Raw genomic sequence first — 16,474 nt, 5'->3', positions numbered from 1 at the left:
TCACGGGCGCAGGCGGGCCAGATGAAGGGGGGCGTGGCCGGTCTGCCGCAGTGACATGAGCGCCGCGAAGGCGATGACCAGCAGCGCCACCGCGCTCAAGGCGACCGCCAGCGGATGACGCGTCCGGTCCGGCTCCGCGATGACGGGGCCGCCCCGGACGGTCCGGGAACGAATCCGGGTCTCTTCGAAGGAGCAGAGGCCCGGATCGCAGCCGTCCAGGAGGAGCTCTCCCACCACGGCCTGCGACAGGTCGGCGGGCGTCCGGAGGTGGGCCCGCTCCAGCACGGCGTGCCGCGCCGTGACGGCCGGGGCTCGTACGGAGATCCTCAGCCGGCGCAAGGAGCGCACGGCGTCCAGTCCCACCCGGCCTCCCGCGGTGAGCGGGCCGATCCACGCGTCGCCGTGGAACGACGCGCGGCTGAACGTGAGGTTCCGCGAGACGTCGGCGTGCCGTAGGGAGACGGCCGAACGGAAATACGCCTCGTGGAAGGCCGCGTCACGCCGGAAGTCCGCGCGGTCGAAGTCGGCGGCGTTCTGGAAGAACGCCCCGCTGAAGTCCGCGTCACGGCGCCAGAGCGCGTGGCCGAACAGGGCGTCACCGCGGAAACGGGTGCGGGAGAAGTCGGCGTGCCCGTGGAAGGCCGCCTCGTGGAACGAGGCGTTGCCCGCGAAGACCGCCTCGCAGAAGGAGGCGTTGCCCGCGAAGACCGTCTGGTAAAAGGACACGCCCTTGCCGAACTCGGCGCGGCAGAAGGAGACGTCTCCTTCGAAGACGACGCCGTGGAAGGACACCTCTTCGATCCGGGCGTCTTCGAACCAGCAGCGTCCCAGCCGTACCGTGCCGTCCGGGCCGGTGGCGGCGGCGCGTACCGCCGCCCATTCCTCGGGGCCGACGACGCGGCCTCGCAGATCCACTTTGCCGCCTGGCATCAGGTCCACGGGAGTGGTCTACCCGCTCCCGGAGAACGCAAGAGGGCCGCAATAGGACGTAACAGTGGTACTGGAGGATAGATCGGCGTACCTTCCGGGCACCGGAAGGAGTGATCACGTGGTTCGGACCGCCGTTTCTCTCGTGGTGCTGTTCGTTTCTCTGCTCGTCGCGGTCCCCGCGAACGCCACCTCCACCCCTCCCGTACGGTTTCCACCGGGGTTCCTCTGGGGAGTCGCGACCTCGGGCTTCCAGTCCGAAGGGCATTTCCCCGACAGCAACTGGACGAGGTACGCCCGCAAGAAGGAGGCGTACGGCGACTCCATCGACTTCCGCCACCGGTATCCGCAGGACCTGAAACGGGCGGCGAATCTCGGCGTCGGCGTCTTCCGCACCTCCGTCGAGTGGGCGCGGATAGAACCGCGCAAGGGCCGGTACGACTGGCGCGAGATCCGCTACTACGACGACCTGTTCCGGCGCGTCCGCGCGAACGGGATGCGGCCGATGATCACGCTGAACCACTGGGTCCACCCCGGCTGGGTGCACGACAGGGGAGCCTGGCAGAACGAGAAGACCGTCCAGGACTGGCTGAGGTTCGTGCGCTTCGTGGTCAAGCGGTACGGCGGCGGCGACACCCTGTGGATCACCTTCAACGAGGCGAGCCAGTACATCTTCCACGAGGTCACGGACGGGAAGCTGCCCCTGTCGAAGGTGCCCGTGATGAGTCGCCACCTGATCCGCGCGCACCGCGCGGCCTATGACCTCATCCACCGTCTCCGGCCCGGCGCGATGGTCTCCACCAACGTCGCCTACGGCTCGCCCGTCAACGGCCTCTTCGACATGGCCGTCTTCAACGAGGTGACGGACAAACTCGACTTCATCGGTGTCGACTACTACTACGGGGCCAACGCCGAGAACCTCACGGCCGTCAACGCCGCCACGGGCGCGTTCTGGAACGTCGAAGCCCAGCCGGAAGGCCTCTACTACGTCCTGAAGAAGTACCAGCGGCGCCTGCCGAAGCTGCCCCTCTACATCGTGGAGGCGGGCATGGCCACCGACAACGGCAAGCCGAGGAAGGACGGCTACACCCGCTCCCAGCACCTCCGCGACCACCTGTACTGGGTGCAGCGGGCGCTGGCGGACGGAGTGAAGGTGATGGGCTTCAACTACTGGTCCCTCACCGACAACTACGAGTGGGGCTCCTACCGCGCCAGGTTCGGCCTCTACACGGTCGACGTGAAGAAGGACCGCGAGCTGCGCCGCGTGCCCACGGACGGCGTCGCGACCTACCGGTCCGTCATCGCGCGTAGGGGGGTCCCGGCGGGGTACGTCCCCGTCAAGCGTCCCGGGTGGTGCTCCGTGGAGGACCCCGCGGCCACGTGTTCGGGCCGGGTCCCCACGCCTCCGGCGCCCTGATCCACCGCTCGGGGAGGGTGGTTCCGGCCGGGGCGGGGGAGGGTGGTTATCCTTCGTCCTGACCGGTGGGTAACTACCGGCCGAACGTCATTCGGTCTCCTCTAGTAAGGTGCTGGTTATGGAACTGAACGGAGCATCCGCTGTCATCTCCGGTGGCGCGAGCGGCCTTGGTGAGGCCTGCGCCCGCGACCTCGCGGCCAAGGGCGTCAAGGTCGTCATCGCCGACCTGAACGAGGCCAAGGGCAAGGCGCTGGCCGACGAGATCGGTGGCGTTTTCGTCAAGACCGACGTCTCGAACGAGGCCGAGGTCCAGGCCGCGGTCCAGGCCGCCGTCGACACCGGCGCCCCGCTGCGCATCGTCATCAACAGCGCCGGCATCGGCTGGGCCACCCGGACCGTCGGCAAGGGCAACGTCCCGCACCCGCTGGACACCTTCGAGAAGGTCATCCAGATCAACCTGATCGGCACCTTCAACCTCATGCGCCTGGGCGCGGCCGCCATCGGCGCCACCGAGCCGGTGGACAAGGACGGCCTGCGCGGCGTGGTCATCAACACCGCGTCCGTCGCCGCCCTGGAGGGCCAGACCGGCCAGGTCGCCTACTCCGCCTCCAAGGGCGGCATCGTGGGCATGACCCTGCCGGCCGCGCGCGACCTGTCGGCGATCGGCGTCCGGGTCAACACCGTCTGCCCCGGCATCATCGACACCCCCATCTACGGTGAGGGCGAGGCCGCCGAGGCGTTCAAGGCCACCCTGGCCGCTCCCGTTCCGTTCCCCAAGCGCATGGGCACCGCGGCGGAGTTCGCCCACCTGGTCCGCGCGCTCATCGAGAACGACTACATGAACGGGGAGACCGTCCGTTTCGACGGTGGCATCCGTTTCCAGCCGAAGTAGGACAACATGAGCGACGCAGTTCTCACCGAGGAAGATGGCGGCGTTCTCGTCATCACGATCAACCGGCCCGAGGCCAAGAACGCGATCAACGCGGACGTGGCCAAGGGCGTCGCGGCGGCGCTGGACGTGCTCGACAGCCGCAAGGACCTGGCGGTCGGCATCATCACCGGCGCCGGCGGCACCTTCTGCTCCGGCATGGACCTCAAGGGCTTCCTCAAGGGCGAGATGCCCTTCGTGGAGGGCCGCGGCTTCGCCGGCATCGTCGAGCGCCCCCCGGCGACCCCGCTGATCGCGGCGATCGAGGGCTACGCCCTGGCCGGCGGCTGCGAGATCGCGCTGGCCGCGGACATGATCGTGGCGTCGTCCGAGGCCAAGTTCGGGCTCCCCGAGCCCAAGCGCGGCCTGGTGGCGGCGGCGGGCGGCCTCATGCGCCTGCCCAAGCGCATCCCGTTCCACATCGCCATGGAGATGTCCCTCACCGGTGACTTCTACGGCGCCGAGAAGCTGGCCTCCTACGGCCTGGTGAACCGGATCGCCGAGCCCGGCAAGGCCCTGGAGGCCGCCAAGGAGCTGGCCGCGAAGATCGCGGAGAACGCCCCGCTGGCGCTGGCCGCCACCAAGCAGATCATCGTGGAGTCCGCGAACTGGGCTCCCGAGGAGATGTGGGCCAAGCAGAACGAGATCTCCGGTCCGGTCTTCGTCTCCAAGGACGCGCAGGAGGGCCCCGCGGCCTTCGCGCAGAAGCGCAAGCCGAACTGGAGCGGAGAGTAGATCTTTTTTGCTCCGTCCGGAGGCCGCATCCCCTGTGGGATGCGGCCTTTGGCCGTTCTCGGGAGTTTTCCTTGGTGTCTGACCAGGCTTGCTTAAGGAATTCCTCACTTTTCACCAGCATTCTCTCTAGTGACGGTCACGCGTCGACCGGACGGTTGAGACAGGAATCTGGGGGGATTCATGGAAGCGCACCAGGGCGTTCCGCAGTGGTATCCGGAGAGGCAGGCTCCGTACCAGCTGCGTCCGGAGCGACCCAAGGGCCTTCCGACCGTCCGGCACAAGCTCGTGGCCCTCGCCGCCGCGGCCTCGCTGGCGTTCGCCGGCGGGGCCGCCGGCGCGGCGAGCGCGCTCTTCCTGACCCAGGACGGGCCGGCCTCCGCCGGGTCCGTCTCGGTGGAAGGGGTGGCCAGCGGCGGATCGATCGCCCGGATCGCCGCGGCGGTCCAGCCCTCGGTGGTCTCCCTCAGCGCCACCGCGCCCGGCGCCCAGGCCAGCGGCTCGGGAGTGCTGCTCTCGGCCGACGGCGTGATCGTCACCAACGCGCACGTGATCGACGGCGCGGAGCAGATCACCGTCAAGTTCAGCGACGGCGGCACCGCCGAGGCCGACGTGGTGGGCACCAGCACCGAGAACGACCTCGCGGTGATCAGGGCGCGCGGGGTGAGCGGGCGGACCGCGGTCACCCTGGGCGACAGCGACTCCCTGTCGGTCGGCGACACCGTGGTGGCGATGGGCAGCCCCCTGGGCCTGGACGGTTCGGTGACCACCGGCATCGTCAGCGCGCTGGGCCGCACCATCGCCGAGACCGGCGGCACCACCCTCCACGACGCGATACAGACCGACGCGGCGATCAACCCTGGCAACTCCGGTGGCGCGCTGGTCGACGGCGGGGGCAGGCTGATCGGCATCAACACCGCGATCGCCACCACCGGGATGGACACCGGGAGCATCGGCGTCGGCTTCGCCATCCCCGTCCGTACCGTCAAGGACGTGACGGACCGTATCCTGGACCGTTCCGAATACTCGCCGGTCAGATCCTGACCGGTGCCGGTCGCGCCGGGTTCCGGGTTCACTGGGGGGTGGAATCCCGGGACCCGGCGCACCTTCTCAGGCGCTGGAACGCACCGAGAGGCGGGAGGCGCGGCCTTTGGCCCGCTCCACCTTCTTGCGGATGTTGCGGCTGTAGAACTCGCGCGGCAGCGTCCGGACGGACAGAGGCAGCCGCGGGTAGACGATCCGCAGCGCGTTGACCAGCATGATGAAGCGCCGCTCCCGCGCCGCGTTCCATTCCCAGCCGTATTGCGTGCGCAGAGGCTCGGGCATCAGACCCGCGGTGAGCAGCCGGATCGCCCCCATTCCCGGCCGCATGTACAGCGGTAGACGATCGGCGTAGAGCAGCTGGTGGGCGACCTTCTTGGACGCCTCGGTGAGCTCGAAGGAGTCGAGCTGCTTGCGGTAGTAGACCTTGAACTCCGCGAAGTCCTGCGGCTGCGCCTCGGCCGGGGCGCCCATCAGCTGCGCGTAGACGCGCGTCTGCTGGTAGAACTCCTCGATCTCGTCGGGGCCGAGCCGGCCGAAGAGCGCCTGGTAGAAGCGCAGGGAGACGTCGAAGAGCGTCGCGCCCACCCACACCTGGGGCTCGGCGTCCTGGGCGTCGTAGTCCGGGCCGTTGACGGTGTCGTGCATCCTCCGGGCGAAGGAGCTGATGATCTCGGCTTCCTCCGTGCTGCCGAACTGCACCGCGTACAGCCACTCCATGGTGTTCTGGAGCCGGGCCAGCGGGTTCTTGAACGTGTAGCTGTGGTCGTAGACGCCCTGCCCGACGCCTGGGTGGGAGGTCTGAAGGACGGAGGCGGCGCCTCCGGAGGCGATGAGGATGCCCTCGCGCGTGATCCTCCGGATGACGTCGTCGTCCTGGAACAAGCCGGGTTCGGTCATGGGCACGAGTGTAAGTAAGTACTTCCGTACTGCGCGAGTGACTTGCCTCACCGGAGTCGGGAAAAGAAAACGACACGGCCCCCGTCTTTGTCGATAATGGGGACATGTCCGCGACCGGCCAGATCCCGATCAGCGGCTCGGTCGCCATCCCGGAGACCGAGCTCAGCTGGCGCTTCTCCCGCTCCTCCGGCCCCGGAGGCCAGCACGTCAACACCAGCGCCACCGCCGCCGAACTCTCCTTCGACGTGGCGAACTCCCCCTCGCTGCCCGACCCCCTGCGCGACCGCGCCCTCCAGCGCCTCGCCCACCGCCTGGCGAACGGCGTCCTCACCATCCGCGCCGAGGAGTACCGCTCCCAGCTGCGCAACCGCGACGCCGCCCGCGAACGCCTCGCCGCCCTCCTGCGCGACGCCATCGCCCCGCCCCCGCGCCGCCGCCGCCCCACCAAGCCCTCCAAGGGCATGATCGAACGCCGCCTCCAGAACAAGAAGCACCGCTCCGCCCTCAAGGAGGGCCGCCGCCGCGACTGGTGACCCGGGCGAGGGCCGCCGCTCCGTGTTCGAGGAGGGGCGCCGCTGTGCTCGGCGGCCCGGAGGGTGGGGTAAACCGAACCCCCGGGTTCCGTGGCCGCACGATCGATGCGTCGGCCGTCTTTCGGCAGCATCGACGGCATGAACGACAAACTCCCCTTCGGTCCGGCCCCCTGGCGGCGCAGCCTCTACATCCTGCTCTCCGCTCCGCTGGACGTGGTCTCCCTGCTGGACGGAGGACGCCTGCGGCAGCGGCTGGGCGGACGGCTGCTCGGCGGCGAGGTCCCGACCCGGCGGCTGCGCGGGCTGCTGGCGCTGCCGTTCGACCTCGCGGCGACGCTGGTGGTCCTCTACGGCTGGTCGATCGTCCCCATGAACCTGGCGTACCCGCTCCGTCCGCTGATCGGTTTCGATGGCTCGCTGGAGAACGCCTGGGGCGGCCCCACGCTGCTCGGCGCCTGGGCCGTCCACGCCCTGGGCGGACTGGTCTTCCTGTTCCTCATGCCCTGGGTCGTCGCCGGCTTCGTTTCCGTACAGCGCAGGATCCTGGGAGCATCTGCCGGATGAGAGGAGAACGGGCGGGAAAGGAACTTGCCTACATCCTGTTCGGAATGGTGTTCGGAGTGCTCGCTGCGGCTTTCACGGCGGGCGTCCTGCTGCTCGGCACGGTGCTGTCCGTCACCGCGATCGGAGTGCCCCTCCTGGCCGCGGGCCTTCTCGGCGCGAGGAGGCTCGGCGGAGCGCAGCGCCGGCTCGCCGCCGCGCTGCTGGGAGAGCGGATCGAGCAGCCCCCGCCCCGGCGGGAACTGCCGGGCTTCTACGGCAGGATGCAGTCCCGGCTCACGGATCCGTACGGGTGGCGTGCCGTCGCCTTCTTCCTGCTCCAGCCGCCCCAGGCACTGATCCAGGCCGCCACCGTCATCGTCACCTGGTGCTGGGGCGCGGTGGCCCTGACCTTTCCGATCCAGCAGGCGCTCGGCTGGAACCGGGTGGAGGGCGGCTGGACGCTCGCCGGATTCGCACTGGAGCCCTTCCCCCGGACGCTCCTCGTCTCGCTGGCGGGGCTGTGCCTGCTGTGGCTCGCGCCGAAGGCCGTCCACCTCGTCCTGCTGCCGCACCGGCTGCTGCTGCGCCTGCTGCTCGGCCCCCGGCGCCCCGCCGCGCGCATCAGGGACCTCGAGGAGAGCCGCGCCCTGGTCGTCGACGAGTCCGCGGCCGTGCTCCGGCGGATCGAACGCGACCTGCACGACGGCGCGCAGGTCCGGATGGTGTCCCTCATCATGCAGCTCACCCTGCTGCGGGAGAGCGTTCCCGAAGGCTCCGCCCGGGAGCTGGCGGGCAAGGCGCAGGAGACCGCGTCCCTGGCGGTACGGGAACTGCGCGAGCTGGTCCGAGGCATCCACCCGCCGGTACTGGACCAGGGGCTGGAGGCCGCGCTGACCGCGCTCGCCGACACGGTCCCCCTGCGCACCACGCTGGACGCGGCGGTCCCGAGGCTCAGGCCGGCGGTCGAGTCCATCGCCTACTTCTGCGTCGCGGAACTGCTCACCAACGCGGCCAAGCACGGCGGCGCGGACGAGGCGCGGGTCGACGCGTCCCTGGACGGCGACCTGCTGCGCGTCGAGGTGGCCGACGACGGCCGCGGCGGTGCGACGGTCCTTCCCGGCTCGGGGCTGGCCGGCCTGCGGGACAGGGTCGGGGCGGTGGACGGCCGGCTGCTCATCCACAGCCCCGCGGGCGGGCCCACGAGGATCACGGTTGAATTGCCCGCGGACAGATGAGGAGGGGAACCCATGCGGGTGGTGATCGCCGACGACGCCGTCATCCTCAGGGACGGCCTCGCCCAGCTGCTGGAGCTGCGCGGGCACACCGTCGTGGCCGCGGTCAGGGACGCCGAGGCGCTGGAACGGGCGGTGGCCGAACACGTTCCGGACATCGCCGTCATCGACATCCGGATGCCGCCGACCCACACGGACGAAGGCCTGCGCGCCGCTCTGCGGCTGAGACGCGACCATCCGGGCGTCGGGATCCTGCTGTTCTCGCAGTACGTCGAGACCCGGTACGTGAAGGACCTCGTCGCCGGGTCCGCGGCGGGCGTCGGATACCTGCTCAAGGAGCGGGTGGCCGACCTGGACGACTTCGTGGACGCCCTGCGGCGGGTGGCCGGGGGCGGAACCGCCCTCGACCCCGAGGTGCTGCCGCACCTGCTCGGCGCCCCCCGCGGCGCCCTGGACGCCCTGACCCCCCGGGAACGGGAGGTCCTGGCGCTGATGGCCGAAGGACGCACGAACGACGCCATCGCCCGCCGCCTCGTCGTCTCCGGCCGAGCCGTCGAGAAGCACATCGCCAACATCTTCACCAAGCTGGGGCTCCCGCCCTCCGGCGACGACCACCGCCGGGTACTCGCGGTCCTGCGCTACCTGGAAGGCACCTGACGACCCGACCACCGAAACCCCCACCGACCGCAGACCGCAGACCGCGGACCACCGGCCGTCGACTGCTGACTGCGGACCGCCGACCGTCGGTTGCTGGTCGCCGACCACCGACCGCCAGCCACCGACCGCGGACCGCTGGATGCGGACCGGCGGTCGTCGGGGAGCGTTGCGGGCTCTCAGCCGGTCTTCTCCCGGGGGGCGAAGTGCGGGTTCTCGATGATGCCGAGGACGGTGTGCTGGGGGGTGAGGACGGTGGCGACGCGGATGCCGCCGCCGACCTCGCGTACCGGGCCGTGCTCGGTGGCGCCGTGCTCCAGGAGGCGGGCCAGGGCGGCGCCGATGTCGGGGACGCCCCAGTAGGTGACGGGGGTGTCGCCGCCGAGCAGGTGGGGCGGCTGCAGGGCGAGCTCGTAGCCGCCGACGTCGAAACCGACGTAGTAGGGCTCCTCGAAGTAGGGGGCGAAGCCCAGGAGGCGGGTGTACCACTCCGTCGCCGCCGCGAGGTCGGGGGCGGGATAGACGATCGTGCGGAGGCCGAGGAGCATCGTGGTTTCCTTCGTCGTACGGATGGAGCGCTCCAGCCTCGCAGGTCGCGCGCCCGCGGTCTTGAACGAAAAGGACATGACGAAGGCGGCCTCCCTCGGGGAGGCCGCCTTCGCGGGAACGTGGGGGCGTCCGGCCGCCGTCCGGGCCGTCCGGGCCGTCAGAGGGTGGGGTCGGACGGGGGGACGGGGGAGGGGAGCTGGGCGGGGATGGGGTCGTCGTCCAGGGCGTAGGGGGACGAGGGGGCCGGGGTCAGGGGCTTCACGGGCTTGACGGGCTCGGGGGAGGAGCCGGCCGCGGCCAGGGAGGAGGACACCGGGGCCGCGGGGACCGGCGGGGCGGTGACGGCCGACGGGGCGGCCGAGAGCGCGGAGGAGGAGGCCGGGGAGGACGCCGGGGCGGGGGGGGGGGGGGGCGGGGGGGGGGGGGGGGGGGCCGCCGCGGCGCGCGTCCCGGCCCGCCGGGCGGGGGCGCTCGCGGTGGTGCTGGCCTTGCCGGCAGTCTTCTTCGCGGTGGTCGCGGTCGCCTTCTTGGCGGGGGACCGGCGCGTCCGGGGGGCGGCCTCGGCGCTGGAGACGGTGTCGGCCAGGCTGACGCCGTCCTCGGAGAGCTGCTTGAGCAGGGACCGTCCCTGGGCGGGGGTGATCCCGGCCTCCTCGAACGCCTGGCGGACCTCGGTGAGGGAGAGGCTGCCGCGGGAACGGCCCAGCGCCAGCAGGTCGTCGAGGTGTGTGCCGCCCTGCTCGATGGGCGAGTTCACTGCGGGCTTGCGGGGCATGGGAACCGGCCCTCCCTTCTCTGACGACTGGCAGGTGAGCCATGCTGAGCCATTTGGTGCGCACTATCCGAAACGGAAGAACATGTCCAGAATGTTCCCGAGCGGCAGAACTCCCGGCCACCGGTCCGCGGTGTGAGCTGGGGAGACGTGCCGCCCGCCCGTGCCGCGCGATCCGGCGGCGGCGCGGGGTTTCGGATGCGGTCGAGCCGTTCCTGACGGCTCCTGACACTCAAGAGACGTGCGGGGGGCGCGGGAGGTTCACCTCGCGCATGGCGTTCTAGCTCACAACTGGACTTACTTTGTAAAGGCGGCGGGTCTCTGCAGAGCCTTGCGATCGGGTTTGCCCGAAGGGAGCAGCGGCAGCGCGTCACGCAGCTCCAGCTCCCGCGGCGCGGCGGGGGCGGGCAGCTCGGCGCGCACCCACGCGCGCACCTCCTCCAGGCCCAGCGGCGCCTCCGCCACGACGACGGCCGTCACGCGCTGGCCCCACTCGGGGTCGTCGCGGCCCACGACCACCACGTCCCGGACGGCCGGGTGGCGCGAGATCACCGCGGCGACCTCCCCGGCGACGACCTTCTCGCCGCCGGTGTTGATGACGTCGTCGGCCCGGCCCCGCACGCGCAGCCGGCCGTCGGCGTCGACGGCGCCCAGGTCGTTGGTGGTGAACCACTCGCCGGAGCGGGCGGCCTCCCCGCGGTAGCCGGAGAAGAGCACGGGACCCGCCAGCCGGATCCTGCCGTCGCCGGCCAGGGAGACCCGCACGCCCTCCAGGGGCACGCCGTCGTAGACGCAGCCGCCGCTGGTCTCGCTCATCCCGTACGTGGTGAAGATCCGCGCCCCGGCGGCCCTGGCACGCTCCAGCAGCACGGCCGGGGCCGCCGCGCCGCCCAGCAGGATCGAGGCGTACCGCCCGAGCTCGGCCCGCGCGTCCAGCAGCCGCCCGAGCTGGGTGGGGACGAGGGAGACGTGCACCCGTCCGGCGCCGGCGACCGCGGCGAGGTCGAAGCCGGGGTGGACCACCGGTTCCGTTCCGGCCAGCAGCGCCCGCACCAGCACCTGGATCCCGGCGATGTGGCTGGTGGGCAGGCAGCACAGCCACGGGGCGTCGGCGCCGCCCACCCGCTCCAGGGTGGCGCGGGCCGAGGCCAGCAGCGCCTCGGCGGGCAGCTCCACGAGCTTGGGCAGGCCGGTGGACCCGGAGGTGGCGATCAGCACGGCGGCCGCGGTGGGCCTTCCTCCGGGCAGCGGGCGCGGGCCGTCGGCGTCCACGAGGGCGGCGGGCCGCGCGGCCTCCAGGAGCCGTTTGAGGGCGGCGGGCGGCAGTCCGGGGGAGAGGGGGAGGAGGGCGGGCCCGGAGCCGTCCAGGGCGGCCGCCAGGGCCTTCAGCAGGCGGGGTCCGGGCGGCAGGACGGCGGCGTGGAGGGGTCTCATGGCTTGATCAGGTTACCCGTGGCCGAAGAGGGGCCGGGGAAGCGATTGAATAGAGCGCATGGTCTCCCAGCTTTTCGACGCGAACAGGTGGAAAGAAGTCGAAGGTTTCGACTTCACCGACATCACCTACCACCGGGCAGTGGACCAGGGTACGGTCCGCATCGCCTTCAACCGCCCCGAGGTGCTCAACGCCTTCCGTCCGCACACGGTGGACGAGCTGTACCGCGCCCTCGACCACGCGCGCCTGACCGGCGACGTCGGCGTCATCCTGCTCACCGGCAACGGCCCCTCGGACAAGGACGGCAAGTGGTCGTTCTGCTCCGGAGGCGACCAGCGCATCCGCGGCAAGGACGGCTACAAGTACTCCGAGACCGAGACCGCCGAGGGCATCGACCCGGCGCGGGCGGGCCGGCTGCACATCCTGGAGGTGCAGCGGCTGATCCGGTTCATGGGCAAGATCGTCATCTGCGTGGTGCCGGGCTGGGCCGCGGGCGGCGGGCACAGCCTGCACGTGGTCTCGGACCTGACGATCGCCTCGCGCGAGCACGCCCGGTTCAAGCAGACCGACGCGGACGTCGCCAGCTTCGACGGCGGTTTCGGCTCGGCGTACCTGGCCCGCCAGGTCGGCCAGAAGTTCGCGCGGGAGATCTTCTTCCTGGGCGAGACGTACTCGGCCGAGGACGCCCACCGCATGGGCATGGTCAACGCGGTGGTGCCGCACGAGGAGCTGGAGAACACCGCCCTGGAGTGGGCGGCGAAGATCAACGGCAAGTCGCCGACGGCGCAGCGGATGCTGAAGTTCTCCTTCAACCTCATCGACGACGGCCTGGTGGGCCAGCAGGTGTTCGCGGGCGAGGCCACGCGGCTGGCCTACGGCACCGCCGAGGCGGCCGAGGGCCGTGACCAGTTCCTGGAGAAGCGCGACCCCGACTGGTCGCCCTACCCCTGGTACAGCTGATGCGTGCCTTCTCCATCCCGATGCGCACCCGGTTCCGGGGACTGACGCGCCGGGACGGCGCGCTCCTCCGCGGCCCGGCGGGGTGGGGAGAGTTCTCGCCGTTCGCCGAGTACGGCCCCGCCGAGGCGGCCCGCTGGCTGGCCGCGGCCCGCGAGGCGGCGTTCGAGGGCTGGCCCGCGCCCCTGCGCGAGCGGATCCCGGTGAACGTGACGGTCCCCGCGGTGGGGCCCGAGCAGGCGCACCGGATCGTGAAGGCGGGCGGCTGCCGGACGGCGAAGGTGAAGGTCGCCGAGCGCGGCCAGAGCGACGCCGACGACCTGGCGCGTGTCGAGGCCGTCCGCGACGCCATCGGACCGGACGGCCGGGTGCGCATCGACGTGAACGGCGGCTGGGACGTCGACCGTGCCGTGCGGATGGTGCGGCTGCTGGACCGCTTCGGCCTGGAGTACGTCGAGCAGCCGTGCGCGACGGTGGAGGAGCTGGCCGAGGTGCGCCGGCGGGTGGAGGTCCCGGTGGCGGCGGACGAGTCGATCCGCCGCGCCGAGGACCCGTACCGGGTCCGCGACGCCGAGGCCGCCGACGTGGCGGTGCTGAAGGTGCAGCCGCTGGGCGGGGTGCGTCCGGCGCTGCGGATCGCCGAGGAGATCGGGCTGCCGGTCGTGGTGTCCAGCGCGGTGGAGACCTCGGTGGGGCTGGCCGCGGGGCTGGCGCTGGCCGCCGCGCTGCCGGAGCTGCCGTACGCGTGCGGGCTGGCGACGCTGCAGCTGCTGGAAGGCGACGTGGCGGCCGACCCCCTGCGGGTGGAGGACGGGTGCATCGCGGTGCGCCGCCCCGAGGTGACGGAAGAGGAGCTGGCGCGTTTCGAGGTGGATCCCGGAGCGTGGCGTCGGCGAGCTGAAGAAGCGGGGAGCGCATGAATCCGGCGACCGCGCTGGCGACGGTGCTGGTGGACGAGCTGCTGTGTGCGGGGATGGCGGAGGCCGTGCTGGCGCCGGGATCGAGGTCGGCACCGCTGGCGCTGGCGCTGGAGGCCGCCGACCGGGCCGGGCGCGTCCGCCTGCACGTGCGCGTGGACGAACGGTCCGCGGCGTTCCTGGCGCTGGGCCTGGCCAAGCGTTCGGGCCGTCCGGTGGCGCTGGTGTGCACGTCGGGGACGGCGGCGGCGAACTTCCATCCGGCGGTGATCGAGGCGTCGGAGACGGGGACGCCGCTGGTGGTGCTGACCGCCGACCGGCCGCCGGAGCTGCGGGGGACGGGCGCCAACCAGACCATCGACCAGGTGAAGCTGTACGGCTCGGCGGTGCGCTGGACGTGCGAGGTGGGCGCGCCGGAGGAGCGGCCGGGGATGGTCGCCTACTGGCGGTCGATGGCCAGCCGCGCGTACGCGGCGGCGCTGGTGCCCGATCCGGGGCCGGTGCACCTGAACGTGGCGTTCCGCGAGCCGCTCATTCCGGGCGGGGACGAGCCGTGGTGCGAGCCGCTGGACTCCGGCGCGGAGGGCGGGCCGTGGACGAAGGTGCGCTCGGGGATGCCGGGGGCGGTGCTGCGGGTCCCGGCGACGCGCCGCGGCGTGCTGGTGGTGGGCGACGGGGCGGCGAACGTCAAGCGCTACGTGGCGGCGGCGTCGATGGCCGGCTGGCCGGTGTTGTCGGAGCCGAGCGGCAACGGCCGCTACGGCGACAACGCGGTGTCGTCGTACCACTTCCTGCTGGGGGTTCCGGAGTTCGTGGAGCGGTACCGCCCGGAGGTGGTGGTGACGCTCGGCAAGCCGGGGCTGTCCAAGCCGCTGCTGGCGCTGCTGCGGCACGCGCCGCAGCACATCGTGGTGAGCCCGTCGCTGGCGCGCTGGCCCGACCCGGTGCGTTCGGCCACGCAGGTCGCCCAGGAGGTGGAGATCCCGGTCGTGTCGGGCGACGACGGCTGGCTGAAGGGCTGGAAGGCCGCCGACCAGGCGGCGGCCGGCGCGGTGGACGGGGTGCTGGACGAGAGCGACGAGGTCACCGAGCCGCGGCTGGCCCGCGACCTGGCCGCGTCGATCCCGGGCGGTTCGCTGCTGTTCGCGTCGGCGTCGATGCCGGTGCGCGACCTGGACCAGACGATGCGGCCGCGCCGCGGCCTGCGGGTGGCGGCCAACCGCGGCGCGTCGGGCATCGACGGGCTGGTGTCGACGGCGATGGGCATGGCGCTGGCGCACAGCGGCCGCTCGTACGCGCTGCTGGGGGACCTGGCGTTCCTGCACGACCAGAACGGGCTGGTGCTGGGCCCGGCGGAGCCCGTCCCGGACCTGGCGCTGGTGGTGGTCAACAACGACGGCGGCGGGATCTTCTCGCTGCTGCCGCAGGCGTCGCTGCGCGGCTCGTTCGAGCGGGTCTTCGGCACCTCCCACCAGGTGGAGCTGGCGCACATCGCCGCCGCCCACGGCATCCCCTACAAGCGCCTGGAGAAGGCCTCGGGCCTGTCCCGCGCCGTGGCGGGCGAGGGCCTGCGCATCGTGGAAGCCGGCACCGACCGCGAACTGAACGCGGCCCTGCACGGCCGCATGCGTCAGGCAGCACACGAGGCGATCAAGTCCGTACTGTGAGACGACCTCCTTCACATGCGAGGATCTCGTCGACGACGCCGACCGAGACGTTTGTCCGGCCGCATCACCTACAGTGCCGATCATGCCTGCTGACTTGCATGAGAGCGCGGTGGTGGCCGATGCGCACAACGACCTGCTGATGGCGGTGGTGGCCCGCCCGCCCTCCCGGTGGGCGTCCTTCTTCAGGGAGCGGTGGCTGCCCCAGCTCCGCGCGGGCGGAGTCGACATCCAGGTGCTCCCGGTGTTCATCGACGATCGGTTCAGGCCCGAGGGGGCGCTGCGCGAAACGCTCCGGATGATCGAGTGCGCGCACGCGGTCGCCGAGGCCAACGCCGAGGACGTCCGGCTCTGCCTCGACGGGCCGCAGATCGACGCGGCACTGGCCGAAGGGAAGATCGCGCTGGTCCTGGCGCTGGAGAGCATGCCCGGCCTGGACGCGAACGTCGAGCTCCTCGCGACCATGCACCGGCTCGGCGTCCGCATCGCCTCACTGGCGCACTGGGGACGCACCCCGCTCGCCGACGGCAGCGGCGAGGACGCCACCGCGAGCCGCCTGACCGCCGCGGGCGTCCAAGCCGTGGCCGAGATGGAACGGCTCGGCATCCTGCTGGACATCTCCCATCTGAGCGCCAGCGGGGTCGAGCACGTCCTGGAGCTCGCGTCCCGGCCGCTGATCGCCACCCATTCCAGCGCCCGCGCCCTGCGCGACCACCACCGCAACCTGACCGACGACCAGATCCGGGGCGTCGCGGCATCCGGCGGCGTGGTCTGCGTGAACTTCCTGCCGGGTTTTCTGGCCGCTGATCCGTCCGGCTACACCGTCGCCCGGCTGGCCGACCACATCGAACACGTCGCTTCGGTGGCGGGTATCGACCACGTCGGCCTCGGCCCGGACTTCGTCCACGAGGTCTACACCGACCTCACCCCGCCCTGCTGCGAGGACCCCGCCGCGACCGTCGACTTCGACGTCATGGCCACCCTCCCCGGCCTGGCCGGACCCTCGGGCCTGCCCCTGCTCACCGGCGAACTCCTCGCCCGCGGCCGACCCGAGCCCGACATCCGCAAGATCCTCGGCGGTAACCTCCACCGGCTCCTCGCCACCCGCCTCACCTGACCCGTCGGCGCCGCGGCTGATCGGTGAAGCCGCTCTCGATGAGCTGCTCGGGAAAACCCGACGTCAGGAGATCTCCCTGCTCGCCAAGGTGCAGGGGTGGGAGGGCTTCGGGAGCGGAAAATCGTTTGACGCGATGGCGGGGTATCCGGTCGTCTCAGC

The 16,474-nt window shown here is 71.8% G+C and carries 17 protein-coding genes; 12 read left to right on the top strand and 5 right to left on the bottom strand.

The window, feature by feature from the left end:
• Complete coding sequence (locus ABD140_RS23635) at positions 1-915, bottom strand: pentapeptide repeat-containing protein (RefSeq protein ID WP_344243131.1); 915 nt, start codon at positions 913-915, stop codon at positions 1-3.
• Between the two features lie 133 nt (positions 916-1,048).
• On the opposite strand from ABD140_RS23635, the gene ABD140_RS23630 reads away from it, so the two are divergent.
• From ABD140_RS23630 to ABD140_RS23615, 4 genes are all read left to right on the top strand, one after another.
• On the top strand, positions 1,049-2,344 hold the full coding sequence (locus ABD140_RS23630; protein ID WP_344243130.1) for a glycoside hydrolase family 1 protein: 1,296 nt from the start codon (positions 1,049-1,051) through the stop codon (positions 2,342-2,344).
• Between the two features lie 118 nt (positions 2,345-2,462).
• Positions 2,463-3,236, top strand: coding sequence for an SDR family oxidoreductase (locus ABD140_RS23625; RefSeq protein WP_344243129.1), 774 nt, complete (start codon positions 2,463-2,465; stop codon positions 3,234-3,236).
• 6 nt (positions 3,237-3,242) lie between these two features.
• Entirely contained in the window at positions 3,243-4,007 is a 765-nt protein-coding gene (locus tag ABD140_RS23620) for a crotonase/enoyl-CoA hydratase family protein (protein ID WP_344243128.1), read from the top strand.
• Positions 4,008-4,187: 180 nt separating this feature from the next.
• Complete coding sequence (locus ABD140_RS23615; RefSeq protein ID WP_344243127.1) at positions 4,188-5,048, top strand: S1C family serine protease; 861 nt, start codon at positions 4,188-4,190, stop codon at positions 5,046-5,048.
• 66 nt (positions 5,049-5,114) lie between these two features.
• Here ABD140_RS23615 and ABD140_RS23610 read toward each other — a convergent pair whose 3' ends face one another.
• Positions 5,115-5,945, bottom strand: a complete 831-nt coding sequence (locus ABD140_RS23610; RefSeq protein WP_344243126.1) for an oxygenase MpaB family protein — start codon at positions 5,943-5,945, stop codon at positions 5,115-5,117.
• A 104-nt stretch (positions 5,946-6,049) separates the two neighbouring features.
• Between ABD140_RS23610 and arfB the strand changes: the two genes are divergently transcribed.
• The 4 genes from arfB to ABD140_RS23590 all read left to right on the top strand — a co-directional run bounded on the left by arfB (position 6,050) and on the right by ABD140_RS23590 (position 8,910).
• Complete coding sequence (arfB, locus tag ABD140_RS23605; RefSeq protein WP_344243125.1) at positions 6,050-6,478, top strand: alternative ribosome rescue aminoacyl-tRNA hydrolase ArfB; 429 nt, start codon at positions 6,050-6,052, stop codon at positions 6,476-6,478.
• Positions 6,479-6,616: 138 nt separating this feature from the next.
• The gene (locus ABD140_RS23600; RefSeq protein ID WP_344243124.1) at positions 6,617-7,042 is read left to right on the top strand and encodes a hypothetical protein; all 426 of its coding nucleotides are present in this window, start codon (positions 6,617-6,619) and stop codon (positions 7,040-7,042) included.
• Entirely contained in the window at positions 7,039-8,256 is a 1,218-nt protein-coding gene (locus ABD140_RS23595) for a sensor histidine kinase (RefSeq protein ID WP_344243123.1), read from the top strand. Before ABD140_RS23600 ends, ABD140_RS23595 begins: the two co-directional genes overlap by 4 nt.
• Positions 8,257-8,268: 12 nt before the next feature.
• On the top strand, positions 8,269-8,910 hold the full coding sequence (locus ABD140_RS23590; RefSeq protein ID WP_344243122.1) for a response regulator transcription factor: 642 nt from the start codon (positions 8,269-8,271) through the stop codon (positions 8,908-8,910).
• Between the two features lie 176 nt (positions 8,911-9,086).
• Here the strand turns inward: ABD140_RS23590 and ABD140_RS23585 are convergent, their stop codons facing one another.
• The 3 genes from ABD140_RS23585 to ABD140_RS23575 all read right to left on the bottom strand — a co-directional run bounded on the left by ABD140_RS23585 (position 9,087) and on the right by ABD140_RS23575 (position 11,662).
• Positions 9,087-9,455, bottom strand: coding sequence for a VOC family protein (locus ABD140_RS23585; RefSeq protein WP_344243121.1), 369 nt, complete (start codon positions 9,453-9,455; stop codon positions 9,087-9,089).
• A 158-nt stretch (positions 9,456-9,613) separates the two neighbouring features.
• A complete protein-coding gene (locus tag ABD140_RS23580) occupies positions 9,614-10,231 on the bottom strand; it encodes a hypothetical protein (RefSeq protein ID WP_344243120.1) in 618 nt (205 codons plus the stop codon).
• A gap of 294 nt (positions 10,232-10,525) precedes the next feature.
• Positions 10,526-11,662, bottom strand: coding sequence for an AMP-binding protein (locus ABD140_RS23575; RefSeq protein ID WP_344243119.1), 1,137 nt, complete (start codon positions 11,660-11,662; stop codon positions 10,526-10,528).
• A gap of 58 nt (positions 11,663-11,720) precedes the next feature.
• On the opposite strand from ABD140_RS23575, the gene ABD140_RS23570 reads away from it, so the two are divergent.
• The 4 genes from ABD140_RS23570 to ABD140_RS23555 all read left to right on the top strand — a co-directional run bounded on the left by ABD140_RS23570 (position 11,721) and on the right by ABD140_RS23555 (position 16,315).
• Positions 11,721-12,620, top strand: a complete 900-nt coding sequence (locus ABD140_RS23570; RefSeq protein WP_344243118.1) for a 1,4-dihydroxy-2-naphthoyl-CoA synthase — start codon at positions 11,721-11,723, stop codon at positions 12,618-12,620.
• Positions 12,620-13,537 (top strand): o-succinylbenzoate synthase, encoded by a 918-nt coding sequence (locus tag ABD140_RS23565; RefSeq protein WP_344243117.1) that lies wholly within the window; start codon positions 12,620-12,622, stop codon positions 13,535-13,537. The genes ABD140_RS23570 and ABD140_RS23565 overlap by 1 nt, the downstream gene beginning before the upstream one ends.
• On the top strand, positions 13,534-15,201 hold the full coding sequence (menD, locus tag ABD140_RS23560) for a 2-succinyl-5-enolpyruvyl-6-hydroxy-3-cyclohexene-1-carboxylic-acid synthase (protein WP_344243116.1): 1,668 nt from the start codon (positions 13,534-13,536) through the stop codon (positions 15,199-15,201). The genes ABD140_RS23565 and menD overlap by 4 nt, the downstream gene beginning before the upstream one ends.
• A gap of 82 nt (positions 15,202-15,283) precedes the next feature.
• Positions 15,284-16,315 (top strand): dipeptidase, encoded by a 1,032-nt coding sequence (locus ABD140_RS23555; protein ID WP_344243115.1) that lies wholly within the window; start codon positions 15,284-15,286, stop codon positions 16,313-16,315.
• Positions 16,316-16,474 lie beyond the last annotated feature (159 nt).

The sequence above is a fragment of the Actinocorallia libanotica genome, assembly GCF_039525175.1.
GTDB lineage: Bacteria > Actinomycetota > Actinomycetes > Streptosporangiales > Streptosporangiaceae > Actinocorallia > Actinocorallia libanotica.
This window is presented reverse-complemented; position numbering and strand designations above follow the sequence as displayed.